The sequence below is a fragment of the Pseudomonas sihuiensis genome (genome assembly GCF_900106015.1).
GTDB lineage: Bacteria > Pseudomonadota > Gammaproteobacteria > Pseudomonadales > Pseudomonadaceae > Aquipseudomonas > Aquipseudomonas sihuiensis.
Map to the genome: position 1 here is coordinate 859,309 of NZ_LT629797.1, position 26,067 is coordinate 885,375.

Genomic DNA, 26,067 nt, shown 5'->3' on the forward strand with positions numbered 1-26,067 from the left:
CTGATCGAGCTACCCTTGTCCCATGATGCGTAAGTCCATTCTTCTATTGCTGTGCCTGGGTTGGCTGAGCGCCTGTGAGCGTGAGCCGGAACCCGTTGCACAGCAGCCCGCGCCAGCGCCGGCAGTGGTCACAGCAACTGCGCCCGTTGCCGAGGTCGCCAAGCCAGAGCCTGTCGAACCAGCACCGCCTGCCAAGGTGGTCGAAAGCAAGCCCGTGCCCGCCGCCAAACCGCCCGTCGTCGCCAAGCCCAAGCCTGTTGTAGCGCCACAGCCCAAGCCGGTGGAGCCTGAATCGAAACTGGCATTGGATCTGAGCGTGCCGCAGGAGCTGTTCGAGCAGGCGCTGGAAAGCGAAACCCGCGAGGATCTCTCTCCCTTGCTGCCGCCGCTGTTTGGCGAGAAACCCGAAGTCCAGAGCCCGTTCCAGATCAGTGGTCGGCTGATCAGCAACGAACGGGTCGACGACTACTGGGACTCCATCGAAGGCGCTGAGCTGCAGTTCGAGTTCAAGCAGTAAGTCTTCTGCGAGCCGACTGCTCCGGCCAATAGACATGCTCGAGGCAAATTGCGGGCTGACACGAAGCCGCTCGGGCGGTGTGTTGCTATTATCGCGGCCTCTCACCTGAATTGCTGGCAAAGGAGTGCCGAATGTCTTCCAAGACTGATGAATACGATTGCCCCGCTCAGGATAGAGTGGTCTTCGCCTTGCTGGCGCTCATTGTTCCACTGCTTTCAGGAATCTTCCTGCCCTGGTGGAGCGTCGTGTGGCTGATCGTGTCGATGTTCTTTGCCATCGCGATCATCGCGCTTTCGGGATACCCGAAAGTGGCCAAGCAGTTGCCCGCTCCTTTGTTCACGCTGCTCATCGGCTTCGGATTTCAGCTATGGGGTGAGGTTTCCGGTTGGCTGGGCTTTCTCGTCGGACTTTTCGTATTCCTGTTCGGCAGCATACATACGATGTTATGGGCGCAGTTTCTCAGGCTCGACAGCTACGGCGCCAAGCACGGCGTCAGTCTGCGTTTTCAGGGCCAGGCCCCGGCTTTGGTGGTCGCTCCCCGTTCACGCTACCTTCCAAAAGATGGCACCGCCTGGCAGGACACATCCACGGATGGTTTCGCCTGGGTAATAGACGGTCGAGTGACCCAACAGCTCCAAGTGGGTGTCGATCAGTGGTCGCCCCGTATCGTTGTCCGCACGGCCGAGGACTCTTCTTCGTCCATTGAGCTTCCTACCGCTTCCCGATCCACGGCTCAGGAGCTGCAACGTCAGGGCGAAGTTGATTGCAACGGCCATCTGATATTCCGCTCACCGCAGGGCGGCCATATCCTCCGTGGTGAGCCATGCACCGAGGTGGATGGCCAAGGTGGGGCCGGCTATAGCTTCTGGCTGGATGAAAAACCCACGGGGCTGGTGCTCGAGCAGGACGCCTCGGTGCTGTGGAGCGAAGACGATCAGGCGCTTGTCTGTCGCGCGCGTGTCGAGAGCCAGCCGGTGGAGGAAACCGCTACCTGGCTGTGGCGAGCAGCCTCCGGTTGGCGACCGCTGGAGGAGCCCTGGCAATCGCTCGTCGACGAACCCGTGCTGGAGTGGAGCACGCCCTGTCGTCTGGAGGATGAGCGTCTCTTCTACGAAGCGCTGATGCATGGGGCGGAAACGGAAAAGCCTATGGCTCTGACACTGTGCATCGAGCTGGAAGGGGAGCATGCGGGCGCCTTGTCGCTGCAGCTGCCGTCGATGCAAGGTGGCGCGCAACCCTGCCTGAACCTGCTGCGCAAGAGCCGCGATGGCCGTCGCCATGCCTTTGCCTGCCATGTCGGCGCCTGGCGGTTGCCGGGGCAATGGTGTCTCGATCACCGCGTTTCGGACTGCGGGCGTTATCTGGCCTTGATCGCCTTTGCCGAGGCGCCCGCCGTTCCGCATCAACTGGTTGTGGCTGATGTGCTGGCGCGGCGCCTGCTGAGGCTCGACGAGCCGCTGCTGATCGCCGGGCTGCAGGCGTTCGAGGACGGCGTCATCAGCCTGCAGCAGATAGTCGGCAGGCAGGCCAGTGCCGTTGGTGCGGGTCCCTTGCCGCGCCTCGAGGCGCTGGCGCCGGCAGCGCAACAGGCCGACGCCTTCGTTGCGGTTGGCCGCTTGCATCATCGGACCGTGCAGGTGGCGGTCGATGCCTGGTCGTTGCGTCTGCTGCCAAATTGGCGTCTGGAATGGCGCCCTGTGCCTGCCAGCTCTCTGGGCGATTACCTGCTCGCTGCGCCCGGTGCAGGCGATGCCGCCTGGCTGTTCGGACTGGACAGAGAAATGCGCGAAGGGAGCGGGCCTGTACCGGGTGGTGCCTGTGTCCTGACCGCCTCCGGTTGTGGCGTTGCGGATCTGGCACCCTCGATGGTCTGGTCGGCGGACGGCCGTTATCTGGCGCTGAGTCGCCGGGTGATCAGCGAGGAGACCATAAAGTGGCACCTGTTGCTGCTGGATACCCGGGAGCACACGCTGCGCCACAGTGCTCAGCCTCTGCCTACGATGCCGTGCTTCGAGGCATTCGATGCCGCCGGCCTGCACGTCAGTGGTGTCGAGCACGAGGTGCAGTTGATCACGATGGAGACGTTGCTGGCACTGCCCCGACAGATGCTGATCCGCAGTGGCGATGTCTGGCTGCCTGCCGAACAGCTTAGCGATGCGGTGCACTGGCAGCGCCTGGACAGCGCACACTTGCAGAGCTGGCGCGCGCCTGGGATCGAGACATCTCGGGCGTAGCGTTTTGCTCAGAAACGATAGGCCTGCCGTGCGATGGCCGCATGCAGCTCGTCATCCAGCGGCTGGAAGCTCGCCGTGCCGGGCAGGCGCACGTAGAGCGGCCCATCGACCCGGCTCGGGTCGTAGCTGGCCTGCTTGAGGTCGGTCTTCTTGTACTTGAAGGTGCCGGTGGTCTCCACCTCGCCGAGCAGGCGCACGAACAGCGGCGCGGCGTAGGCCGGCAGTTCACGATCCAGGTGCGTGGCCAGCGCGGCGCCGTCCAGCACAAAGCCAGGCGCCAGGCGCAGCGCGGCCATGCCGCAGCGACCGTTGGTGCCGGGAATCTCCACGCCGTAGACCACCGCATCCTCCACTCCGGGGAAGGCCCCGAGCACGTTTTCCACTTCGGTAGTGGAGACGTTCTCGCCTTTCCAGCGGAAGGTATCGCCGAGGCGGTCGACGAACTGGGCGTGCTTGCAACCGATGTCTCGCATCAGGTCGCCGGTGTTGAACCAGGCGTCGCCCTTCTTGAACACGTCGCGCAGGATCGCTGCCTCGCTCTTGGCCGGATCGGTGTAGCCGTCGAACGGCCATTTGGCGCTGATCTCGCTGATCAGCAGGCCTGCTTCGCCCTTGTCAGTCCTCTGCAGAAAGCCCTTCTTGCCGCGCAGCGGCCGATCGTTCTCCAGGTCGTAGCGGACGATGGCGTAGGTAGCCGGTGTGTAGCCGACGGTATTGTCGAAATTGAAGACGTTGGTGAAGCCGATATTGCCTTCGCTGGAGGCATAGAACTCGGTGATCTGCTCGACGCCGAAACGCTGCTTGAACTCGGCCCAGATCGACGGCCGCAGGCCATTGCCGATCATGCAGCGCAGGCTGTTGCCCTGTTCGGCCGGGTGTACGGGCTGGTTGAGCAGATAGCGGCACAGTTCGCCGATGTAGCCGAAGCAGGTGGCCTGGTAGCGCGCCACGTCGCTCCAGAAGGCGCTGGCGGAGAACCTGCGGCGCAGGGCGATGGCCGCACCGCCGGCCAGCACCGCGCTCCAGCAAACGGTGACGGCATTGTTGTGGTAGCAGGGCAGGGTGAGGTAGAGCACGTCGCGTTCGTTCAGGGTTAGGCCGGAGTGACCGAAGCCACCGTAGGCCTTGATCCACTTGCCGTGGCTCATGATCGAGGCCTTGGGCAGGCCGGTGGTGCCGGAGGTGTAGATCAGGAAGCAGGCGTCCTTCATGCGTACGCGCTGGCTGTCCGGCGGGTTGTCCTCGGCCTGGCCGGCGGCCAGTTGCATGAGGTTGAGCCAGCCGTCCGGCGCCTGGCCGGGATCACGTAGACAATCCTGGTCGGCGATCCAGTAGAGTTTGGCCTGCTGGTTCTTCAGTTGCGCGGCGATTTCCTCGAAAGCGCCTAGCAGTTCGTCGCCGATCACCAGAAAGCCGGGGTTGACCAGGTTGAAGCTGTGCGCCAGCACCTTGCCGCGCTGGGTGGTGTTGATCAGCGCGCCGACCGCGCCGAGCTTGCTTAGGGCTGCGAGGATTGCCAGCAGCTCCAGGCGGTTATCCAGCATCACCGCGACCACATCGCCATGACCGACGCCTTCGGCCTTGAACGCCCAGGCCAGGCGGTTGGCCCAGGCATTGAAAGTGCGATAGCTGAGCAGGCGATTTTCATCCATCAGCGCCGGGCGCTCGGGGTGGCGTTCGGCGGCGCGTTGTAGCGCCCAGGCCAGCGACAGGTTTTTCTCGCGGTTGCGGATGCCGGCGTAGTACAGGCCACGCAGCATGCGCGGCACGCGCGGCAGGTGCTGCGGCAGGTGGGCCAGGAAGCGAAAGGGAGAAATCAGATCGGCTTGGCTCATGGGGCTCGCACTTGGCTGTTATGGATTGGGGGCGAGTTCTGACTCTAGTCAGCGTGGCGCTTACCAGCCATGGCCCTGGCGCGCGCTTCGGTGGGCAGATCGGCGAATTGCGTAGCTATCGTCGTTTAGAAATCGTGTGAGCCCGGTTGCCAGGCCTCGATATGCTCCCAAAGGGCAGGCCAGTCTTGCGCCCAGCAGCAGCGATGATCATAGCCACGTACTACCTTGCGCTGCGCGCGGTGGCCGGGAGGGTAGCTCGCCAGGAACGCTTCGGTTAATTGAGGGGGAATAATGCGATCTTCATCTCCTACTAGGTGAAACTGTTCAACATTCGCCAAACGCGCACGCAGGACCGCAGTGTTTAATGAACCGTTCAGGGCGGAGATTCGATGGTGATGGGTCCAGGCGGCATGATCGAGGTTGCCGGCAATTGTGACGATGCGCTTCACATCGTGACGCCGCGCCGCTAGGAGCAATGTCAGGGCTCCACCGCCTGAGTAGCCGATGAGCACCAGACGTCGAGCGCCAGCTCGGTCTTTCAATTGGTCAACAGCCTGATCAAGACTGTGTACCACTTCTTCTGCGAAGCGGGCGTCAGTCCAGTAGCGTCTTTGGCAGGGTGGGCGAGAGGCATCCAGATACTGGCAGGGGCGGCCCAGATAGGCAGCGTTGCCTCGGGGTTGCGCCAATGCCAGGCGCAGGGCAATCGGGTCGAGAGGGGTCGGGTCACTGGAAGGTTGGCGAGCGCTGATCCAGGCAAAGCCATCACCCTCCAGATAGATCGTCAGCTCATCACCTCTGGTCTGAGGCGCAAAGGCCTGCAGGCGAAATGCACCGCCCTGCAGTTGCAGAGCCTGCCAGTTCTGTTGGTGCGCGAACATGGATGCTTGCTGGTGCCGCTCGCCCGGGCTGGGAAAGGAGGTGCAGGCTGCCAGCAGTAGTGTTCCTGCCAGAAGGAATAGGGGGCTCAGGCGCATGGATGAATATCTACCTCAACTGACCGAGCTGTTTGCAGATGGAGCGGGGTTTCCTAAGGTAGTGCGCGCCGTCGTTTCATCTTGCTCATCGGTGCTGAGCGCCAACACGCAAAGGCCACGGCATTGGGCGTGGCCTTTGTGTCGCGACGCAGTGCTCAGAAGGCCCAGCGTGCTTTCACTGAGGCACCCTGGTTGGTGAAGTCGCTACGCGCCTCTGCATCGTAACGCAGGCTGACTTCGGTGCCTCCGCTCAGGGTGTGGGTCAGACCCAGTCCGGCGCGGGCTAGCCAGGGCTCCAGGTCCAGCCCTTGGGTTCTGAAGGCGGCGCCGGGTGCGCCAGCGTAGGTGGACGTGATTGTGCCGTTTTCGTCGATCACGTCGTAGCCGGCACCGAGGTTGGCACTGAGCAGGGTGGCTTCGCTCAAGGCGTAGTTGAGTTTTCCGTCGATGCTGAACAGCAGCTCTTCGGTGTCGTTGCTGTCTACGTCCAGATCAAGAGCGCCAGCACCTTTCTCATGATACGAATCAGTACCTATCCACGTATAGTCCGCGCGGGCCGAAGGCACGAAGGTCAACTGTTCGGACAGGTGCATGTTGTGACCGATGCCAATGCCAGCATGGACGTTGTAGCCGTTGTAGTCGGCGTGGGCAGTGGCATCTGCGAAAGGCATGTGGCGCTTGCTTTCGTTGCGGTTCTGCCCGGCGTCCAGCTGGAAGTTCAGCTCGGTATCGGCACTCAGGGCGTAACTGCCGTAGCCAATCAGTTGGAACGTATCGATCTGGGCGCTTTGCGGGGCAACCCGCGAGTCGCTGTCCAGGTCGGTCTGTGCGTAAGCGAATGCCAGGCCAAGCCGGGTGGTCTCGGAAACGGCCGTATCGGCACCGATAGCCAGGCCCTTGGTGTTGGCGTCGTAGCCAGAGATACCGCTACGTTCATTTTGCTCGGCCCAGGAACCAAAGGTCTTGATCCAAAGATTGCCGTTGCTTAGAGCGTCACCCGAAGACAGGCCACGATTGCTGTCCTGGTGGGCCTGAATCACCCGGTTGATACCGGCCAATGTGCTGCTAGCAGCACTGGTGGCGCTGCCAGCGACAGTGGGCATGGTAGAGGTGACTGCGTTGGAGACCTCCTGCTCGCTGGTCAGGCCGATGAAGTTGGACGCCAGCTCACCAGTCGGATCTTCGGCTAGTACGTTATCGAGCACCTGGGCCGCTTCTTGTGCCGGGTTGTTGCCGGTATTGATGACGCTGTCCAGCACGCCGGCAGTTTCGGCCTTGGCCAGTGTCAGATCGACGGTATTGCCGTCCTTGACTGCGCCGAAGTTGAAGAGCAGGGAGTTGTCGCTGACGGCAAAGGTACCGTCACTGATCAGGTTGTTGGCGCTGAGTACATCGTTGAGTGTGCTGGCCGTGAAGGAGTAGCCGGGATTGCTGACGTCCACCATGATCTTGGCATTGCTGAGCAAGGTAGCTGTGCCGTCTACCACCAGCTTGCCGTAGGAGTTGTCATCCGCCACGCCAATTTTCAAGGCGCCGCTGCTGGCCTGATTGTAGTCGCCATAAATGGTGCCGGTGACGCCCGCAGCCAGGCTAAGGGTTCCCGCGTTGCTGAAGCCGCTGAAGGCAAAGATGCCGTCGTCCATCGTGCTGGAAGTGCTGAGGCCTGCGCCCATCTTCAGAGTGGCACCGTTCTCGATTACAAAGCGGTCGACGGCGATGGCATTTTCACTGCTGAAAACTGCGCCTGACTTGAGGGTGAACAGGCTGTTCCCAGCATCAACGTCGCCCACCAGGCGTGCAGTATTGCCCGTGATGTTGATTGCGGAAATACCACTGAAACTCAGGTCGCTGATTGCGTATTGAATTCCGGAGATGGTGCCACTGTTATCGATGGCACCGATGGCGCTGTCATAGACCTGAATGCCCGCCAGGGTGCCACTGATGGTGCCACTGTTGCTGACTGAGTCGATGGTCGTGCCGGTATCAATACCGATGCCGACACCATCAGTACCGATGCCGCTGATGGTGCCGCTGTTGACGATGGTGCTGATACCCACATCTCCGGTCGCCAGGATACCGGTACCTCCGGTGATGGTACCGGCGTTGTTGAGGCTATCGAGCGTCACCGTTTGCATCAGACCATCCAGGGTAATACCGACAAAGGAACCCTCGATGGTGGCGCCTGCCAGGTTGCTGATGCTGCTGCCGCTGGCTTGTAGATAAATGCCGGAACCGTCCAGGTAGTAGGTACCGCCGGTATTGCGGATGATCCCGGCATTGCTGATGCTGCCGAAACCGGAATCGCTAAAAACGGCTGACTCATTGGCTGTGGTGATGCTGCCGGATTCGCTCACGGTCAGACTGTCATTGCCGTACAGATAACAACTGTAGGATTCGTTGCCGCTGATGGTGTTATTGCCAGCCCCGCAAATAGCCGGGACAGCCTGTACTGTTCCAGCGGTCGTCAGGGCAAGGACTACACCTGCGAGCTTGAGTGCGCCGCCACTGCGCTTGCCGTGCAGGTTGGCATGTTCATCGGCAACGACGAACGTATTGCGGGTAAAGCTCCAGACGATACTAAAAGCTTTGTTCATGACTGCTCCCTGCGCTGCCTGGCAACTGCCAGGCGAGCGATGCGACGCGTTTTTATCAGCGGTACGGCGGGAGGGTTCAGATTGCACTTCCCTGCATACGGCTTCCTGACATGCCAGGCATGTGATGGCATTGTGCCTGACTTCTTTTGGGCGCACATTCGGTATTTGCTGCAGGCCCGATGAGCAGCCGAAGATTGACTCAATCGACGAACAGATCCGGTATCAGGCTGCCGCCAGCAGGATCGAAACGGTATTGCTCGAAATCGGTGACGCCCCGTTCGCGCAGGATGTCCTCGTCGATCAGCAGGCGTCCGGTGAGGCTGCGTCCTTCGCTACTCAGGATCGCATGCGCCGCGTCGGCCATGATCGCCGGAGTGCGTGCCCGCTTGAAGGCGTCGCGGCTGCCCAGTTCGAACTCGATGGCGGCGGTGGCGATCATGGTTTTCGGCCACAGCGAGTTGACGCTGATGCCGTATTTCTTGAACTCCTCGCTCATGCCCAGGGTGAGCATGCTCATGCCGTACTTGGTGACGGTGTAGGGGCCGTGCTGGGCGAACCACTTGGCGTCGAGGTTGAGTGGTGGAGAGAGGTTGAGGATATGCCCGCCCGTGCTCTTCTTCAGGTAGGGAAGCGCCGCCTGGCTGCAGACCATCACCGCGCGGGTGTTGATCTGGTACATCAGGTCGAAGCGCTTGGGTTCGAGTTTTTCCACGCCCACCAGCTTGATCGCGCCTGCATTGTTGACCAGGGCGTCGATGCCGCCGAAATGCTCGGCGGCCTGGGCCATGGCCGCCGCCACGGCCTGTTCGTCACGCACGTCCAGTTGCAGCGCCAAAGCCTTGCCGCCTGCGGCTTCGACCTCGGCGGCGACGCTGAAGATGGTGCCTTCCAGTTTCGGGTGTGGCTCGGCGCTCTTGGCCGCGATGACGATATTGGCGCCGTCGGCGGCGGCCTTGAGGGCGATCTCGCGGCCGATGCCACGGCTGGCACCGGTGATGAACAGGGTCTTGGCGGAAAGTGACATGGGCGTGCTCCGGTATTGTTGTTATGAGGGAGGAGGGAATTTAACCCTGAGTTTCCGTCGCGGCTAAAGCCCTTCCCACAGCGTTATATCAAGCCCCTACAGCTTCGATTTCCACCAGCAACTGGCGATTCTTCACCTGGTCGCCCTGGCTCACGCCGACGCGGCGAACGATGCCGTCGACGCCAGCCTTGAGCGGGTGCTCCATCTTCATCGCTTCCAGCACCACCAGCAATTGCCCCTTGCTCACGCTGGCGCCCTCGGCGATCAGTACGTCGACGATGGCGCCATCCATCGGTGCCTTCACCGCGCCGCTGCTGGCGGCGTTCTGCCCACCAGCCGGCTCGTGGGTGACATCAACCAGTTCCAGGTTGCCATGCTCGCCGTACAGCCACAGGCGCTCGCCTTCGATGTGGTAGGCCTGGCGGCGGCGCACGCCGTCCAGTTCCAGGGTCAACCAGCGGCCATCGCTGGCCAGCAGGCGCAGGGACAGCTGCTCCTCACCTCGGCTTATGCGCAGTTGCGCTTGCGTACCACTGACGAGCACATCCAGCTCCACGGTATGTTTGTGCTCCCCCTGCTTGAGGACAAAGCGCCAGGGCGCACTGCCGGCGCTGCGCCAGCCGGACAGGCCGGGTTGGTGTGCACGGGCGTCGGCCGAGGCCTTGTAGAGCAGGGCGGCGGCCATGGCCAGCTCGGCCAGGCTGGCGCTGTGCGGATGCAGGCTTGGGTCATCAGCGAAGTGTTCGGCGATGAATGCCGTGGTGGCATTGCCGGCAGCGAACTCCGAGTTTTTGAGCAAATTGGCGAGGAAGCGCTGGTTGCCGTTCACACCCAGCAGCACGCACTGCTCCACCGCGCGCACCAGCTTGCGCCGGGCTTCGTCGCGGGTTTCGCCGTAGGCAATGACCTTGGCCAGCATCGGGTCGTAGAAGGGGGTGACGGCCTGGCCCTCGACCAGGCCGTGGTCGATGCGCACGCCGGCCAGCAGCTCGGGTTCCCAGCGCAGCACCTGACCGGTTTGCGGCAGGAAGCCGGCGGCCGAGTCCTCGGCATACAGGCGCACTTCCATGGCGTGGCCGGTGAGGCGAATGTCGTCCTGCTGCAGCGGCAGGGGCTGGCCCTCGGCAACGCGAATCTGCCAGGCCACCAGATCCTGATCGGTGATCAGCTCGGTGACCGGGTGCTCGACCTGCAGGCGCGTGTTCATTTCCAGGAAGAAGAACTCGCCGCTGGCGTCGAGCAAAAACTCCACGGTGCCGGCGCCGACATAGTTCACCGAAGCCGCCGCCTTCACCGCCGCCTCGCCCATGGCGCGGCGCAGCTCGGGCGTCATCACCGGGCAGGGCGCTTCCTCGACCACCTTCTGGTGGCGACGCTGCACCGAGCAGTCGCGCTCGCCGAGGTAGACGATATTGCCGTGCTGGTCGCCGAAGACCTGGATCTCCACATGGCGTGGGCGGATCACGGCGCGCTCGAGGATCAGCTCGCCGGAGCCGAAGGCATTCTGCGCCTCCGAGCGGGCGGTACGGATCTGCCCCAGCAGCTCGGCGGCTTCCTGTACCAGGCGCATGCCACGACCGCCGCCGCCGGCGCTGGCCTTGATCATCAGCGGGTAGCCGATGCGTTCGGCTTCGCTGGCCAGGGTGTCGTCATCCTGGGCGGCGCCTTCATAGCCGGGAATGCAGGGTACGCCGGCCTCCAGCATGGCGATCTTGGACAGGCGCTTGCTGCCCATCAGGTGGATGGCGGAAGCGGTTGGGCCGATAAAGACGATGCCGGCCGCCTCACAAGCGCGGGCGAAATCTGCGTTCTCGGAGAGGAAGCCATAGCCGGGGTGGATGGCGTCGGCGCCGGTCTTGCGCGCGGCCTCGATGATGGCCTCGATACGCAGGTAGGACTGGTTGACCTGGGCCGGGCCGATGCACGCGGCTTCGTCGGCGATCTGTACATGGCGGGCATCGCTATCGGCCTCGGAGTACACCGCCACGGTGCGGTAGCCGAGCTCGATGGCGGTGCGCATCACCCGGCAGGCGATCTCGCCACGGTTGGCGATCAGGATCTTGTTGAATGCGGGCATCTTTGTGCTCCTGTGGGGCGATCCCCGGATTGCATCCGGGCTACGGTCGATTCGTTCCCTCTCCCCTTGGGGAGAGGGGAGCTACTACTGGGCCCACTTCGGCTTGCGCTTCTGCACGAAAGCCATGGTGCCCTCGACGCCTTCGGCGCCGGTTACGGCGGCGGCGAACTGTTCGGCCGCTCGGTCGAGCAGTGGGCCGAGTGCTTCGCGCTCGCTGGCCAGCAGCAGGGCCTTGGTCTGGGCGTTGGCCTGTGGCGCGCATTGGCGAATCTGTTCCAGGGTCTCGTCCAGACGCTGTTGCAGGGCGGCGTCATCGTGCTCGCAGTAGTGCACCAGGCCCAGGCGCAGCGCCTCGGCACCGTCGAAGCGGGCGGCGGTCAGGGCCAGGCGGCGCGCCTGGGTCAGGCCGATGCGGCGCACCACGAAGGGGGCGATCTGCGCCGGGAGGATGCCCAGGGTGGTTTCCGGCAGGCCGAACTTGGCGCCGCTGGCCGCGATGGCTACGTCGGACACGCAGGCCAGGCCGAAACCACCGCCGAGCACGGCGCCTTCCAGCACCGCTACCAGTACCTGTGGTGCGGCCTGGGCCTCTTCCAGCAGCGCACCGAAGGCGCGGTTCAGCTCGCGGTAGGCGTCGCCGCCGCGGGCTCTGGCGCCGGCCATGTCCTTGATATCGCCGCCGGCGCAAAAGTGGCCGCCCGCGCCGCGCAGGACGAGGGCGCGCACGTTCGGCTCATGGCGCACGGCTTCCAGGGTGGCGCGCAGTTCGCCGACCATGGCCAGGCTCATGGCGTTGCGGCTGTCCGGGCGGTTGAGGGTGATGTGCAGCACGCCACCGACGTAGTTCAGCAGCAGGGTTTCGCAGGAGGGCAGATCGTTCATTGCATACCTCGGTGTAGGGCGGGTGAAACCCGCCGCTGCGCTGTGAGTGGCGGGTTTCACCCGCCCTATGGGTCAGCCTTTCTTCTTCCCTGGCAGGATGCCCATCAGCTTGCAGATGATGCCGAGCATGATCTCGTCGGCGCCGCCGCCGATGCTGACCAGGCGCACGTCGCGGTAGGCGCGCGACACCGGGTTGTCCCACATGAAGCCCATGCCGCCCCAGTACTGCAGGCAGGCGTCGGACACTTCGCGGCCCAGGCGGCCGGCCTTGAGCTTGGCCATCGACGCCAGCTTGGTCACGTCGCGGCCCTTTACGTATTGCTCGGTGGCCTGGTAGACCAGCGCGCGCAGGCACTCGATCTCGGTCTGCAACTCGGCCATGCGGAAGTGGATGACCTGGTTGTCGATCAGCGGTTGGCCGAAGGTGTGGCGCTGCTTGCAGTACTCGATGGTGGTGTCGACGCAGTGCTCCAGTCCCTTGATCATGTTGGCCGCGCCGAACAGGCGCTCTTCCTGGAACTGCAGCATCTGCATCATGAAACCGGCGCCTTCGTGGCCGATGCGATAGCGCTGCGGTACACGCACGTTGTCGAAGAACACCTGGGCGGTCTCGGAGCTGCGCATGCCGAGCTTGTCCAGGTGCGGGCTGACGCTGATGCCCGGGGTCTTCATCGGCACCACGATCAGTGATTTGTTGACGTGCGGCTTGTCGTCGCTGGTATTGGCCAACAGACAGATAAAGTCGGCACTCGGAGAATTCGTGATCCACATCTTGCTGCCGTTGATCACATAGTCGTCGCCGTCCTTGCGCGCGGTGGTCTTCAGGCCCGCCACGTCGGAGCCGGCACCGACCTCGGAGACGCCGATGCAGCCGACCATCTCGCCGCTGATGGCCGGGCGCAGGAACTCTTCGCGCAGCTCATCGGAGCCGAAGCGTGCCAGGGCCGGGGTGCACATGTCGGTCTGCACGCCGATGGACATGGGGATGCCGCCGCAGTGGATGGTGCCGAACTCCTCGGCGGCGACTATCGAGTAGCTGTAGTCCAGGCCCATGCCGCCGAACTTCTCCGGTTTGGAGATGCCCAGTAGGCCCAGCTCGCCGGCCTTCTTGAAGATCTCGTGGATGGGGAAGCGGCCTTCCTTCTCCCAGGCGTCGACGTGCGGATTGATTTCCTTGTCGACGAAGTTGCGGACGGTACGGCGGAGTTCTTCGTGCTCTTGAGTGAAGATCATTGTTGTTGTGCTCCGTATCGAATGGGTCTGTAGGGCGGGTGAAAACCGCCACATGCTTGGCGGGTTTCACCCGCCCTACGTTTAAAATCTCGCGACGCCGAAGCTGCTTTTCTTCAACGGCCGCAGGTTGGCTTCGGCGCAGATATCCAGCAAAAAGCCCAGCAGCTTGCGCGTGTCGCGCGGGTCGATCAGGCCGTCATCCCACAGGCTGGCGGTGCCATACAGCGCGGTGGACTGGCTGTCGAGCTTCTGTGCGGTCACGGTTTCCAGCATGTCGAGCATCTTTGGATCTGCTTCCTTGCCCTCCTTGGCGTGCTTGTCCTCGGTGACGATGCGCAGCACCTTGCCGGCCTGAGCGCCGCCCATCACGGCGGTCTTGCTGTTGGGCCAGGCGAAGATAAAGCGTGGGTCGAGGCCGCGGCCGCACATGGCGTAGTTGCCAGCGCCGTAGGAGCCGCCGACGACGATGGTGAGCTTGGGCACAGTGGCGTTGGCCACGGCCTGGATCATCTTCGAGCCGTGCTTGATCACGCCGTTCTGCTCGGACTCCGTGCCGACCATGAAGCCGGTGGTGTTGTGGAAGAACAGGATCGGCGTGTTGCTCTGCTCGCACAGCTGGATGAACTGCGCCGCCTTGGCCGCGCCCTGCGGGGTGATCGGGCCGTTGTTGCCGATGAAACCGCAGGCCTGGCCTTCGATCTGCAGGTGGCCGCATACGGTCTGGCTGTCGAACTCGTTCTTGAAGTCGAGGAACTCCGAGCCATCGGCAATGCGCGCGATGATCTCGCGTACGTCGTAGGGCTTCTTGGCGTCGGCCGGCACCAGGCCGAGCAGTTCCTCTGCCGGGTACAGCGGTTCGCGCCAGCTTTTCGCCGGGCGTGCCGGCAACTGCTGGTTCCACGGCAGCATGCCAAGGATCTCGCGCGCCAGGCGTACACCGTCGGCGTCATTCTCGGCCAGGTACTCGGCGGTGCCGGCGACCTGGGCGTGCATCTCGGCGCCGCCGAGTTGCTCGTCGGTGGCGATCTCGCCGGTGGCGGCCTTAAGCAGAGGCGGGCCGGCGAGGAACATCTTGGCCTTGCCGCGTACCACCACCACGTAGTCCGACAGGCCGGGCTGGTAAGCCCCGCCAGCGGTGCTGGAACCATGCACCACGGTGATCTGCGGCAGGCCCATGGCGGACATGCGCGCCTGGTTGGCGAAGCCGCGTGCACCTTCGACGAAGATGTCGGCGGCATAGTTGAGGTTGGCGCCGCCGCTCTCGGCCAGGGTCACCACCGGCAGCTTGTTCTCGAAGGCGATCTGCTGCAGGCGCAGCGACTTCTTCAGGCCAGTGGGGGAGATGGTGCCGCCCTTGATCGCGCTGTTGTTGGCGATCACCAGGCAACGCACGCCAGCGATGTAACCGATGCCGGCGATGATGCCGCCGCCGGCCTGGCTGCCGTCCTTGTCGTCGTGCAGCTTGTAGCCGGCCAGCGAGGACAGTTCGAGGAACGGTGCGCCGGCGTCGAGCAGCAGGTTGATGCGTTCACGCGGCAGCAATTGGCCACGCTTCTCGAACTTGGCCTTGGCTTCCTGCGCCTTGTCGAGCACCTTCTGCTCGACGTCGCGGAAGGTTGCGATGGCTGCCAGCATGGCTTCGCGGTTCTGCGCGAAGGCTTCGCCATGCACATCGATTTCCGATTGGATCACGGGCATCGCCTTACTCCTGATCTTTCAGTACATCGGGCAGGTAGGCCCGGTGGAAACCGTTGTAGGGCTCGCTGTTTTTCGCCTTGCCCAGCGTCCAGGCATGGGTGCCCTGGCTGGCGGCGCCATCGATGCGGATGGTGTTGCCGCTGATGAAGTTGGCGCCGGGGCTGAGCAGGAAGACGATGGCCGCGGCCACCTCGGACTCGCTGCCGATGCGTTGCAGCGGCACGTGATCCTTGAGATTGCGGATCATGTTCTTCATCGACTCGGGGTAGGTGTCCATGCCGCTGGAGGCGATCCAGCCCGGCGCCACGGCGTTGACCCGCACGCCGGCGTGGCCCCACTCGTAGGCGGCGGTCTTGGTGAAGTTCTCCATACCAGCGCGCGCGGCCCCGGAGTGGCCCATGCCGGGCATGCCTCCCCACATGTCGGCGAGCATGTTGACGATGCTGCCGCCGTGCTTGCTCATGCTCTGCAGGAAGACTTCCTTGGCCACCAGAAAGCCGCCGACCAGGTTGGTACGCACCACGGTCTCGAAGCCTTTCTGGTTGATGCCGATCAGCGGCGCGGGGAACTGGCCGCCAGCGTTGTTGACCAGGTGATGGATGCGTCCGCGCTGCGCAATCACAGCACCGACCATGGCCTTCACGGCTTCTTCGTCACGGATGTCGCAGACCTGGAAGCTGGCGCTGCCGCCGTCCTCGGTGATCTCGGTGCAGGTCTTCTCCAGCTTTTCCTGCTTGCGCCCGACCAGCACCACATGAGCGCCCAGGTGGGCCAGCTCGTGGGCCACGCAGCGGCCGATGCCACTGCCACCGCCGGTGACCAGGATGGTCTGGCCTTCGAACAGGCCGGGTTTGAATACGGAGTCGTAGCTCATTGTTCTTGTTGTCCTGAGTGATACCGGTGCGCGCAGCGCACCCTACGGGCGGGTGTAGGGTGCGCCGTGCGCACCAGTCAAGGTCTCGGCCAGTGCCCTGGGCACCGGCACCGGGAATTCCAGCAGTTGCTGGGCGAACGCCTTGCCCTGCGGGTCGATGCGCAGGCTGGCGACGCCACCACCGCCAAGCGCGTTTTCCAGCAGGAAGTTGAGGCTGTGGCTGCCCGGCAGGTACCAGCGGCTGACGCGACCCTGCTCGGCGTCCAGGGTATGCGCCATCCACTTGGCCACGGCTTCGGGTGTCAACGCAGCGGCTATCCACGCCAGGTATTCGGGCTGTCTCGCCATCACGCCGATGTTGCTGTGATTGCCCTTGTCGCCGGAGCGGGCCACGGCCAGGCGGATCAGTGGCACGGAGGCGTCGGCTTCGCCCATCGGTACGGGCAGGGCGGCCGGCGCGTGCAGTCGCTCGGGGTTGAAGGCATCGACCTGGGGCAGGGTGACCGGCTGGCGCTCGCCGCCGATTTCCACCTCCAGCGCGCAGGCGCTCTTGTCCACCAGGAAGCTGAGCAGGCGGATCACCGGGTAGACGGTGGGACGACCACCGACGATGCCGGTCAGGCCCGGTGCCATGCCAGTGGCGGCCTGGGCGATCTCGCGGGAGAAGAGGATCAGCGCCTCCTTCTTGGCATGACGCACGGCGATCTTCACCACCAGCTCGCGACTATCCTGGCGACGAGCGTGGGCACCATAGGTGGCCTCGCTACCCAGCAGCTCGACGCTGACCTCCTGGTAACGGCCCCAGCCACGTTCAGCAAACATCTCTTCGGTCTTGTTGATGATCGCCTGGCTGACCCGCTCGGCCTTGGCCACCGCATCGATACCGGCGAGCACGCAGCTGGCGGTGCAGCGAAAACCGTCCGGGTGGGTGGCGCTGACCTTGTATTGCCCGGTGGGCGGCAGGCCGCGCGCGCCCTGCAGCTGCACGCGGTGGTCGCCGACCTGGCTCAGCGCGACCTGGGTGAAATCGCAGACTACATCCGGCAGCAGATAGGCGCGCGGGTCGCCGATCTCGTAGAGCATCTGCTCGCCAACGGTAAAAGGCGTGACCAGGCCGCCGGAACCCTCCGGCTTGGTCACGACGAAGCGGCCATCGTCCTCGACTTCGACGATGGGAAAACCGATGTGCTCGTAGTCCGGCACGTCGCGCCAGTCGGTGAAGTTGCCACCGGTGCACTGCGCGCCGCACTCGATGATGTGCCCGGCCAGCGCAGCCTGGGCCAGCTTGTCGTAGTCGCTCCAGGACCAGCCGAACTCGTGCACCAGGGCGGCGCTGACCACGGCGCTGTCGACCACGCGGCCGGTGATGACGATGTCGGCGCCCTGTTCCAGCGCGGCGACGATGCCCGGTGCGCCCAGGTAGGCGTTGACCGAAACGCAGAAGGGCGGCAGCGGCGCGCCCGTGAACATCTCGCGGGTGCCGGCCTTGACCAGCTCACCGAGCTTGGGCTGCAGGTTGTCGCCATGCAGCACGGCAATCTTCAGCTGTACGCCGGCCTGTTCGCAGGCGGCGCTCAGGGCGGCGGCGCAGGCCATCGGGTTGACCCCGCCGGCGTTGCTGATGACGCGGATCTTCTTCGTCGCGATGTTGCCCAGCAGCGGCGCGAGCACCTCGACGAAATCGCGGGCATAGCCGTCGTCAGGCTTCTTCATACGGGCGCCGGCCATGATCGACATGGTGATCTCGGCCAGGTAGTCGAACACCAGGTAATCCAGTTCGGCACCCTGAACCAGTTGAGCGGCAGCGGTGGAGGTGTCGCCCCAGAAGGCCGAGGCGCAGCCGATGCGTACGGTTTTGTTCATTGGAATTGGCCCGTCACACATTGAGAAGGTGAGTTGACATTACCAAGCAAGCGCTTGGTTGAAAAGTGGCGAGAGACGGCAATTCGGCCAAAAATGCGCCCAAGCGCTTGCTTGGTCAGCGCCTGCCGCATACATTTCATCAAGCAAGACAAGCACTTGCCGGCAGCATAGAGAATTCATCAGAACAATCGCCGTGCAAGGCAATCAGGGGAGAAGTCAGCGTGGACGAACACAGAGCCCAGGCCGTGATGCAGGAGCTGGTCGCCAGCGGCCAGGTAACCGATCCGGACAGTGCCCGTGGCAAGCTGTTGCAGATGGCTGCGCACCTGTTTCGCAGCAAGGGTTACGAGCGCACGACGGTGCGCGATCTGGCTGCCGCCATCGGTATTCAGTCCGGCAGCATCTTTCACCACTTCAAGAGCAAGGAAGAGATCCTGCGTTCGGTGATGGAGGAAACCATCGTCTACAACACCGCCCTGATGCGTGCTGCACTGGCCGAGGCGCAGGACACCCGCGAGCGGCTGCTGGCGCTGATCCGCTGCGAGTTGCAGTCGATCATGGGCGGTACCGGCGAGGCCATGGCGGTATTGGTGTACGAGTGGCGTTCCCTTTCGGAGGAGGGCCAGGCGCAGGTACTGGCCTTGCGTGATACCTACGAGCAGATCTGGCTGGCGGTACTGGGCGAGGCGCGCGAGGCCGGTTACTTCAAGGGCGACCCGTTCATTCAGCGGCGTTTTCTCACCGGTGCGCTGAGCTGGACCAATACCTGGTTCCGTTCGCAGGGACCAATGACGCTGGATCAGCTGGCTGAAGAGGCGTTGTCATTGGTGTGTAAGGAAGCCTGAGCGAATTCGGCTAGGATAGGAGCAACTGCCGGTTTTCGGCTCGAACACGGGCGCTGGGGTGTTCCCGCGTTGTGATCCGTGACGAGAGGTCGAGTTTGCGCGCACTAGCCTTTTGCCTGTTGTGCAGTCTTTCGCTGTTGCATGTGCCTGCTGCCCTTGCCCTGCAGGAGGTGCGTGTCGGTGGTTATCACTTCCCGCCATATCTGGACAAACCCGAATCACCTTATCCGCAAGGCTTGGTGCCCGAGTTGTTACGCGCGCTCAATGCGGCGCAGCAGCAATACCGTTTCGTCCTGGTGCCGACCTCGGCGACCCGCCGTTACCGCGACCTCGAGAGCGGCCGCTTCGATCTGATGTTCTTCGAGTCCAGTCGCTGGGGGTGGCAGGGCACTTCATACCTGGCCTTGGGACTGGATATCGATGATGCGGAAGTCTATGTCGCCGCGGCGGAGCCGGGGCGTGGACAAGACTATTTCGAGGATTTCAACGACAAGCGCATGGCGCTCTACAACGGCTATCACTATGGTTTTGCCAGTTTCGATGCCGACCCTGATTATCTCGCGCGCACATTCAATGCGCTGTTGACCTATTCCCACGATAGCAACCTGCGCATGCTGCTGGCGCGGCGCGTCGATATCGCCGTGGTGACGCGCTCGTACCTAGAGCTGTTTCTGGATCGGCATCCGGAAATGCTGCCCGAGTTGCTGGTTTCCGATCGGCTGGATCAGTTCTATCACCATCAGGTGCTGCTGCGGCCCAAGGGGCCGCTGAGCCCGGCTGAAGTTGCCGAGTTGTTGAACCGGCTGCAGGCCAGTGGAGAATTATCGAAGCTACTTGGGCGCTATCGTCTGACATTGGGCTACAAAGTGTCAGTGCAGTGAAAATCCATCTGGTCGGTCAGGAGAGACTGGAGTAGTGTGCACCACACTAAGAGAAGGAATTTTTTGGGGACTCGAGATGCGGCATGCGCGGTGCTGGATTCATGGATGTTTGGGTGCCTTGTGTCTCTTGCTAGCGGATTCTCTCTATGCGGCCGACGTGGTCAAGGTCGGTGGCGCGCACTTTCCCCCCTATGTGATCAAGTCCAACGTGCACGACTCGAGTGGCTTGCTACCGCAACTGCTCGAAGCGCTCAACCGAGAGCAGAGCGAATACCACTTCACCATGTTGCCCACCGCCATCGTGCGTCGTTTCAGTGACCTGCAGCGCGGGCGTATCGACATGGCGATTTTCGAGAATCCGCAATGGGGATGGCAGGACATCGACGCTGAAGCTGTCGATATGAGGCTGGAAGATGCTGAGTTGTTCGTTGCCAGGAACGAGGCGCTGCGCGACCAGAGTTACTTCGAACAGCTCGAAGGCAAGCGCCTGGCGCTCTATCGCGGTTATCACTACGGATTTGCCCAGTTCAACAGCGATCCGGAGTTCCTGACCACCACCTTCAACGCCAACCTCGGTCACTCTCACGACAGCAACCTGCTGATGGTGATACGCGGGCGCGCCGATGTCGCATTGGTCACTCGCTCCAATCTCTATGACTTCCTTGAGCGCAATCGCGATTATGCACGCCAGTTACTGATCTCCGAGCGTATCGATCAGGTCTATCGACATCATGCGATGATTCGCGCCGGTGCGCCGATAACTCCCGAACGCTTCGCTGCCTTGCTCGAGCAGTTGCGGGAGAAGGGCGAGCTGCAACGCATCTTCTCGCCTTACCGCATTGCCGTCACGCAAGACGTAACGGATAGCTCAGCAACAGAATATGCAGCAGATTGACCGCTGTGTGCAGCGCGATGGCCAGGCTCAGGCGGCCGCTGTAGTGAAAGGCCAGGCCATAACCGAGGCCAGCGCAGGTCGCCACCACGGCAAATAGCGCGCTGAAAGGCAGATGGGCCGCGCCGAACAAGCCGGCCGTCAACAGCAAGCCGGGCCAGATGCCCAGGCGCTTGATCAGAGCGGTCTGTAGCAGACCGCGAAAGAGCAATTCCTCCGCCAGCACCGCCACGCAGAGATTGACCGCCAGCCACAACAGCAGACCCTGCGGCCATTTGGGTTGCCAGGTGACCAGGCCCAGCGCCATGGCCAGCAGCGGCACCAGCAGCAGGGTGGTGATGCACGTCAGCCAGGCATTTTTCAGCGAAAGCACGGGTCTGCGTGGCTGCCCCAGCCACCAGGCGAGCAGGGCGCTACCCAGCAGCAGTTTGTCCCAGGACAGGCGCAGGCCATAGGGCGCCGCATCAGCACTGATGAGACGTGGCTGCCACAACTGCCAAGGGCTGAAACCGGGTATGAGGTGCGCCGCCAGGGCGATTCCGCCAAGCAGAATCAGAGGTAGCCATAGCCAGTTTGGCAGATGCGATTGTCCGGCCAGCAGGACAATGACGAATGCGCTGCCCAGCAGCAGGCCGACGGGTTGGATGAAACCCAGGCCGGTGCCCAGGGCCAGGGTCAGAGCGGGGAGCAGCAAGCGCAAGTGCAGGGGCATGGCACCTCCTCCTTGAGAAGGCGCGCAGTCTAGCAGGCTGCGTTGCGGGCAGTCTTGGCGTTACCTGGCGGGACGAGGGCGTTTAGCGCTGACGCTCGCGCGCGTCCTTGGCTTCCTGCTCGATGGCGCGTTTACGCATGCGTTCGAGCTGGTCTTCGCTCAGGGGCATTTTCTTGGCACTGCTGCGCAGCACCAGCAGGCTACCGATCACTGAGCCAAACACCAGAACCAGCAGCAGCCAGACGTACCAGGGCATGATGACTCCTCATGGGGGCAATGAAGTTATCACCATAACCCGCGTGCCGGGTCTTGTCAGTCGGCCTGTAGCGCCACCGGCTGCAGGTTGCTGTCGTCCTTGAGCTGCACGCCACTCAGTTGCAGGCGCAGCGCCTGGCGCGCCAGGTAGTCGAGTTTGTGTGCCGCCAGCTGGTAAGGCAGGCCCTCGGGACGTACGTTGGAGATGCAGTTGCGCGCGCTGTCCAGGCAGCCCACCCGCGGCGCGTAGGTCAGATACAGGCCGAGGCTGTCCGGCGAGGTCAGACCAGGGCGCTCGCCGATCATCACGATCACCAGGCGTGCACGTAGCGCTTCGCCGATGCCGTCGCCAATCGCCACGCGGCCCTGTTCGGCAAGCACCACCGGGGTGTTGGCCCAGTCGGTGTCAAAGCGTTCGCGAAAAGCTTGCAACAGCGGCAGGGCATGGCGCTGCACGGCGACGGCCGACAAGCCATCGGCCAGCACGATAGCGATTTCCGGTGCGGGCAGTTCGTGTTGCAACTGCACGCGGCAGTCGCCGTGCAGGTGGCGGCCGTGATCTGGACGCAGCAGGTAGGTTTGCCGGTCCTCGGCGTTGCTGCGTACTTTCAGGGTACGAAAGCCTGCCGTATGCAACTGATGCTTGAGTTCGCCGAAGTCCAGCGGACGATGCACCGCATCGCGCGCCTGGGCATGGGCCAGGCCGAATTTGAGCACCTCGCGGGTGGGCAGGCTGCAGCCGACGCGGCCGAGCGCTATGCGTGCCGAGGTATGCGCGCGCAGTTCGTCCCAGGGATTTTGCTGAATCAGATCATTGGTCATCACGCGGCTCCCGATATGTGCGGCAGTTGCTTGAGCAGGTGGTGGCCACGGCCGATTTCGCGCAGGCGGCCGCTAGGCTCGGTAATGGCCATGCGCGCCAGCCAGGCATCGAATTCCGGTGCGCGTTTCAGGCCCAGGACGTTGCGCAGGTACAGTGCATCGTGGAACGAAGTGCTCTGGTAGTTGAGCATGATGTCGTCGGCACCCGGGATACCCATGATGAAGTTGATGCCGGCTGCGCCGAGCAGGGTGAGCAGGCTGTCCATGTCGTCCTGATCGGCTTCGGCGTGGTTGGTGTAGCAGACGTCACAGCCCATCGGCAGACCGAGCAGCTTGGCGCAGAAGTGGTCTTCCAGGCCGGCGCGGATGATCTGCTTGCCGTCGTAGAGGTATTCCGGGCCGATGAAACCGACCACGGTATTGACCAGCAGCGGGCGGAACTCGCGGGCCACGGCATAGGCGCGAGCCTCGCAGGTCTGCTGGTCGACACCATGATGACCGCCGGCCGACAGCGCGCTGCCCTGGCCGGTCTCGAAGTACATCACGTTATCCCCTAAGGTGCCGCGACCGAGTGAAAGCGCGGCTTCATGGGCTTCACGCAGGATTGCCAGGGATACGCCGAAGCCGGCGTTGGTGGCTTCGGTGCCGGCGATGGACTGGAACACCAGGTCGATCGGCGCGCCGGCCTCGATGGCCTGGATTTGCGTGGTGACGTGGGTGAGCACGCAGCTCTGCATGGGGATTTCGAAGTGCTGGCGCACCTCGTCCATCATCTGCCAGAGGCGCATCAGCGTCGGCAGCGAATCGCTGGCCGGGTTGATACCGACCGTGGCGTCGCCGGAGCCATACAGCAGGCCGTCGAGCATGCTGGCGGCGATGCCGCGCACGTCGTCGGTGGGGTGATTGGGCTGCAGGCGCACAGCAAGGTGGCCGGGCAGGCCCAGGGTGTTGCGAAAGCGGCTGATCACCTGGCATTTGCGCGCCACCAGAATCAGGTCCTGATTGCGCATTAGCTTGCTCACGGCTGCAACCATCTCCGGCGTCAGCCCGGCGGCCACGGCAGCCAGGCGCGCGCTGTCGGTCTTCTCCAGCAGCAGCCAGTCGCGCAGGTCGCCGACCGTGAGGTGGCTGATCGGGGCGAAGGCGGCGGTGTCATGTCGGTCGATGATCAGGCGCGTGACTTCGTCCTGCTCGTAGGCAATCAGTGCCTCGTCGAGAAAGCGCTTGAGCGGCACCTCGGCCAGGGCCAGCTTGGCCGCCATGCGCTCTTCGTAGGTAGCAGCGGCCAGCCCTGCCAGATAATCGCCGGAGCGCGCCGGGCTGGCCTTGGCCAACAGCGTCTTGAGGTCGGCGAAGCGGTAGACCAGGCTGCCGATGGTGGTTTGATAGGGCATGGCTGCAACCTGCTGCAAAAGGATGTGCTTGCCGTGCAGTGCTCATGCCAGAGGGCCGGCCGCCCGAGATTGGCGCTCCGTAGAAGCAGGCTGGCTATCTCAGGAGCTGGAAAATGGTGCGGAGGCGGGTCTGGCGCACCAGGGTGGCGCGCCGGCAGCGTGATGTCTGTCACATGATGGCAACTTGGCGCTGTTTGAATGACGGCTTTCCGATAGCAGGGGAGGCCGTTCGTGACCCAAGCCAGAGCGCTGCAATCGCTGATGCGAGCCGTGAAGCCGCTCGCTGCGTCGATGAGCATCAACGAGGTCGCCGATCTGTTTCTGGCGGCTGAACACCGCGCCTTTCTCTCCCTGCCGGTGGTGGACGAGAACAACCGGCCACTCGGCCTGGTCAGTCGCGCCACCCTGCAGGACATCTTCATGCAGCGCTTCGGGCGCGACCTGCGCGGTCGTCATCCGGTTGGCGAGGTGATGAACGACGCGCCGCTGATCGTCAGCCTGGAAGCCAGTCTGGAAGAGGCTTCCAAGCAGGTCACCGCCCAGCTGCAATACCCGATCACCGAGGACTTCGTCCTGATCGATGCCAAGGGCGAATACTGCGGTCTGGGTACGGTGCTGGATCTGCTCAAGGCTATGGAAGCGCGCGTCGCCCAGCGCAACCGCGTACTGCGTCAGGCGCTGGTGGATCTCAAGGAGTCTCAGGCGCAGTTGCTGCAGTCGGAGAAGATGGCGTCGCTCGGGCAGATGGTCGCCGGCGTCGCCCACGAGTTGAACACGCCGCTGGGCTACGTGAAGAACAACGTGCAACTGCTGCGTGAATTGAGTGAGCCACTGTTCGAACTCGCCGCCGCACAGGCACGCCTGGGCCAGTGCCTGAACGACCCCGACTGTGACGAGGCGAGCCTGAGCCAGGCCCTGCAGGCCGCCGAACAGGCTCGCCAGCAGGCAGCGCCGGAGCTGCTGGCCGAGGATCTGCAGCAGCTGTATGGCGACACCCTGTATGGCCTGGAGCAGATTGGCGAGTTGGTGGTGGGCCTGAAGGATTTCGCCCGTCTCGACCGTGCCATGAGCGAGGAGGTCGACCTCAATGACTGCATCCGCAGCGCGCTGCTGATCGCGCGCAACCACATCAAGGACAAGGCCGAAGTGGTGCAGCAGCTCGGCGAGCTGCCGCGTATCGCCTGCGCGCCCTCGCAGATCAACCAGGTGCTGCTCAACCTGTTGACCAACGCTGCCCAGGCCATCGATGGCAGCGGGCGTATCCAGATTCGCAGCTGGGCCGATGCCGAGGGCATCCATGTCTCGCTGCAGGACAATGGCCGTGGCATGCCGCCGGAAGTCATGGCGAAGATCTTCGATCCTTTCTTCACCACCAAGCCGGTCGGCCAAGGCACCGGCCTCGGGTTGTCCATCAGCTACAAGATCGTCCAGGACCACGGCGGCCGCATTCGCGTCGCCTCCGAGCCAGGGCGTGGCACGCGTTTTCTGATCAGCCTGCCGCTGCCCGCTACTGTCGCCATTAAAAGGAGCGCCTGATGTCCGCACCCGTTCGCATTCTCTTCGTCGATGACGAGGAGCGCATTCTGCGCAGTCTCGCCCTGCAGTTTCGCCGCCACTACGAGGTGCTGACCGAGAGCGACCCGTTGCGCGCCCTGCGGCGCCTGCGTGAGGAGCACATTCACGTGCTGGTCAGTGACCAGCGCATGCCGCAGATGAGCGGCGCGCAGCTGCTGGCCGAAGCTCGCGAGATCGCGCCGAATACCCTGCGCATCCTGCTGACTGGCTATTCCGATCTGGATGCCGCGGTGGAGGCGTTGAACAACGGCGGCATCTTCCGCTACTTGACCAAACCCTGGGACCAGCAGGAAATGGCCTTCACCCTGCGTCAGGCGGCAGAGCTTGCGGTGCGCCAGGCGCAGCCTTTGCAGGCTGTTGCCAGTGAGAAGCTGAGCGCGCCGCTGACGCTGCTGTCGCTCGACGATGAGCCGGACACGCTCAGTGTCGTCGGCGAGTTCTGCGTTGCGGGCGGCCACAACCTGCTACGTGCCCGCAACCTGGCCGAGGCGATGTTGATGCTCAACAACGAGAACGTGGACATTCTGGTCAGTGACCTCAAGCTGGCCGGCGAAGACACCGCGCCGTTGCTCAAGACCCTGGCGCAAGCCCACCCGCGTCTGCTCAGCCTGGTGGTCACACCCTTTCAGGACACCCAGGCGCTGCTGCGTCTGGTCAATGAGGCGCAGATCTTCCGCTACCTGCCCAAGCCGATTCGTCGTGGTCTGTTCGAGAAGGGCTTGAAGGCCGCTGCCGAGCAGGCGCTGATCTGGCGTGCTCAACCACAGCAGGTGGTCACTCGCCTGGCCGAGGTGCCGCGTGACGAGCGTGAGCAGGAGAAAGTGGGCAGCCTGATGGGCATGCTCGGGCGCCTGCGTGAGCGGCTGATAGCCTGATCGTTTGG

21 protein-coding genes are annotated in these 26,067 nt (G+C 63.4%); 7 read left to right on the top strand and 14 right to left on the bottom strand.

The features are described from left to right. The first annotated feature begins 22 nt into the window (after positions 1-22). Positions 23-517 carry a hypothetical protein gene (locus BLT86_RS04155; protein WP_017677301.1) on the top strand — a complete coding sequence of 165 codons (495 nt, stop codon included), beginning with the start codon at positions 23-25 and terminating at the stop codon, positions 515-517. A gap of 131 nt (positions 518-648) precedes the next feature. After that, on the top strand, positions 649-2,751 hold the full coding sequence (locus BLT86_RS04160; protein WP_017677300.1) for a hypothetical protein: 2,103 nt from the start codon (positions 649-651) through the stop codon (positions 2,749-2,751). 8 nt (positions 2,752-2,759) lie between these two features. Here the strand turns inward: BLT86_RS04160 and BLT86_RS04165 are convergent, their stop codons facing one another. From BLT86_RS04165 to BLT86_RS04210, 10 genes are all read right to left on the bottom strand, one after another. After that, a complete protein-coding gene (locus tag BLT86_RS04165; protein WP_017677299.1) occupies positions 2,760-4,586 on the bottom strand; it encodes a long-chain-acyl-CoA synthetase in 1,827 nt (608 codons plus the stop codon). Positions 4,587-4,711: 125 nt separating this feature from the next. Next, on the bottom strand, positions 4,712-5,563 hold the full coding sequence (locus BLT86_RS04170; RefSeq protein ID WP_122958652.1) for an alpha/beta hydrolase: 852 nt from the start codon (positions 5,561-5,563) through the stop codon (positions 4,712-4,714). A 155-nt stretch (positions 5,564-5,718) separates the two neighbouring features. Next, complete coding sequence (locus BLT86_RS04175) at positions 5,719-8,157, bottom strand: autotransporter domain-containing protein (RefSeq protein WP_017677297.1); 2,439 nt, start codon at positions 8,155-8,157, stop codon at positions 5,719-5,721. A 199-nt stretch (positions 8,158-8,356) separates the two neighbouring features. Continuing rightward, positions 8,357-9,181, bottom strand: a complete 825-nt coding sequence (locus tag BLT86_RS04180) for an SDR family oxidoreductase (RefSeq protein WP_017677296.1) — start codon at positions 9,179-9,181, stop codon at positions 8,357-8,359. A gap of 88 nt (positions 9,182-9,269) precedes the next feature. Further along, positions 9,270-11,258 carry an acetyl/propionyl/methylcrotonyl-CoA carboxylase subunit alpha gene (locus BLT86_RS04185; protein WP_092374958.1) on the bottom strand — a complete coding sequence of 663 codons (1,989 nt, stop codon included), beginning with the start codon at positions 11,256-11,258 and terminating at the stop codon, positions 9,270-9,272. A gap of 84 nt (positions 11,259-11,342) precedes the next feature. Beyond that, the gene (gene atuE, locus BLT86_RS04190) at positions 11,343-12,140 is read right to left on the bottom strand and encodes an isohexenylglutaconyl-CoA hydratase (RefSeq protein WP_017677294.1); all 798 of its coding nucleotides are present in this window, start codon (positions 12,138-12,140) and stop codon (positions 11,343-11,345) included. Positions 12,141-12,212: 72 nt separating this feature from the next. Further along, the gene (gene atuD / locus BLT86_RS04195) at positions 12,213-13,373 is read right to left on the bottom strand and encodes a citronellyl-CoA dehydrogenase (protein WP_017677293.1); all 1,161 of its coding nucleotides are present in this window, start codon (positions 13,371-13,373) and stop codon (positions 12,213-12,215) included. Positions 13,374-13,454: 81 nt separating this feature from the next. Next, entirely contained in the window at positions 13,455-15,071 is a 1,617-nt protein-coding gene (gene atuC / locus BLT86_RS04200; RefSeq protein WP_017677292.1) for a geranyl-CoA carboxylase subunit beta, read from the bottom strand. A 4-nt stretch (positions 15,072-15,075) separates the two neighbouring features. After that, the gene (locus BLT86_RS04205) at positions 15,076-15,945 is read right to left on the bottom strand and encodes an SDR family oxidoreductase (protein WP_017677291.1); all 870 of its coding nucleotides are present in this window, start codon (positions 15,943-15,945) and stop codon (positions 15,076-15,078) included. A gap of 42 nt (positions 15,946-15,987) precedes the next feature. Beyond that, a complete protein-coding gene (locus tag BLT86_RS04210; protein WP_017677290.1) occupies positions 15,988-17,808 on the bottom strand; it encodes an acyclic terpene utilization AtuA family protein in 1,821 nt (606 codons plus the stop codon). Between the two features lie 248 nt (positions 17,809-18,056). Here BLT86_RS04210 and BLT86_RS04215 point away from each other — a divergent pair, with 248 nt between their 5' ends. The 3 genes from BLT86_RS04215 (at position 18,057) to BLT86_RS04225 (ending at position 20,429) form a co-directional block, all read left to right on the top strand. Next, positions 18,057-18,653, top strand: a complete 597-nt coding sequence (locus BLT86_RS04215) for a TetR/AcrR family transcriptional regulator (protein ID WP_017677289.1) — start codon at positions 18,057-18,059, stop codon at positions 18,651-18,653. A 71-nt stretch (positions 18,654-18,724) separates the two neighbouring features. Beyond that, on the top strand, positions 18,725-19,534 hold the full coding sequence (locus tag BLT86_RS04220; RefSeq protein ID WP_231976578.1) for a substrate-binding periplasmic protein: 810 nt from the start codon (positions 18,725-18,727) through the stop codon (positions 19,532-19,534). 76 nt (positions 19,535-19,610) lie between these two features. Further along, entirely contained in the window at positions 19,611-20,429 is an 819-nt protein-coding gene (locus BLT86_RS04225) for a substrate-binding periplasmic protein (RefSeq protein ID WP_169886829.1), read from the top strand. Here BLT86_RS04225 and BLT86_RS04230 read toward each other — a convergent pair. From BLT86_RS04230 to BLT86_RS04245, 4 genes are all read right to left on the bottom strand, one after another. Then, positions 20,380-21,138 carry a CPBP family intramembrane glutamic endopeptidase gene (locus tag BLT86_RS04230; RefSeq protein WP_017677286.1) on the bottom strand — a complete coding sequence of 253 codons (759 nt, stop codon included), beginning with the start codon at positions 21,136-21,138 and terminating at the stop codon, positions 20,380-20,382. The genes BLT86_RS04225 and BLT86_RS04230 overlap by 50 nt on opposite strands. A gap of 82 nt (positions 21,139-21,220) precedes the next feature. Continuing rightward, positions 21,221-21,394 carry a DUF2897 family protein gene (locus tag BLT86_RS04235; protein WP_003461005.1) on the bottom strand — a complete coding sequence of 58 codons (174 nt, stop codon included), beginning with the start codon at positions 21,392-21,394 and terminating at the stop codon, positions 21,221-21,223. A gap of 56 nt (positions 21,395-21,450) precedes the next feature. Beyond that, on the bottom strand, positions 21,451-22,215 hold the full coding sequence (eutC, locus tag BLT86_RS04240) for an ethanolamine ammonia-lyase subunit EutC (RefSeq protein ID WP_017677285.1): 765 nt from the start codon (positions 22,213-22,215) through the stop codon (positions 21,451-21,453). Further along, positions 22,215-23,609, bottom strand: a complete 1,395-nt coding sequence (locus BLT86_RS04245; RefSeq protein ID WP_017677284.1) for an ethanolamine ammonia-lyase subunit EutB — start codon at positions 23,607-23,609, stop codon at positions 22,215-22,217. Before BLT86_RS04245 ends, eutC begins: the two co-directional genes overlap by 1 nt. A gap of 261 nt (positions 23,610-23,870) precedes the next feature. On the opposite strand from BLT86_RS04245, the gene BLT86_RS04250 reads away from it, so the two are divergent. Both BLT86_RS04250 and BLT86_RS04255 read left to right on the top strand, forming a co-directional pair. Next, the gene (locus tag BLT86_RS04250; protein ID WP_169886830.1) at positions 23,871-25,145 is read left to right on the top strand and encodes a sensor histidine kinase; all 1,275 of its coding nucleotides are present in this window, start codon (positions 23,871-23,873) and stop codon (positions 25,143-25,145) included. Then, positions 25,142-26,059 carry a response regulator gene (locus BLT86_RS04255; protein ID WP_086005923.1) on the top strand — a complete coding sequence of 306 codons (918 nt, stop codon included), beginning with the start codon at positions 25,142-25,144 and terminating at the stop codon, positions 26,057-26,059. The genes BLT86_RS04250 and BLT86_RS04255 overlap by 4 nt, the downstream gene beginning before the upstream one ends. The last annotated feature ends 8 nt before the right edge of the window (positions 26,060-26,067 follow it).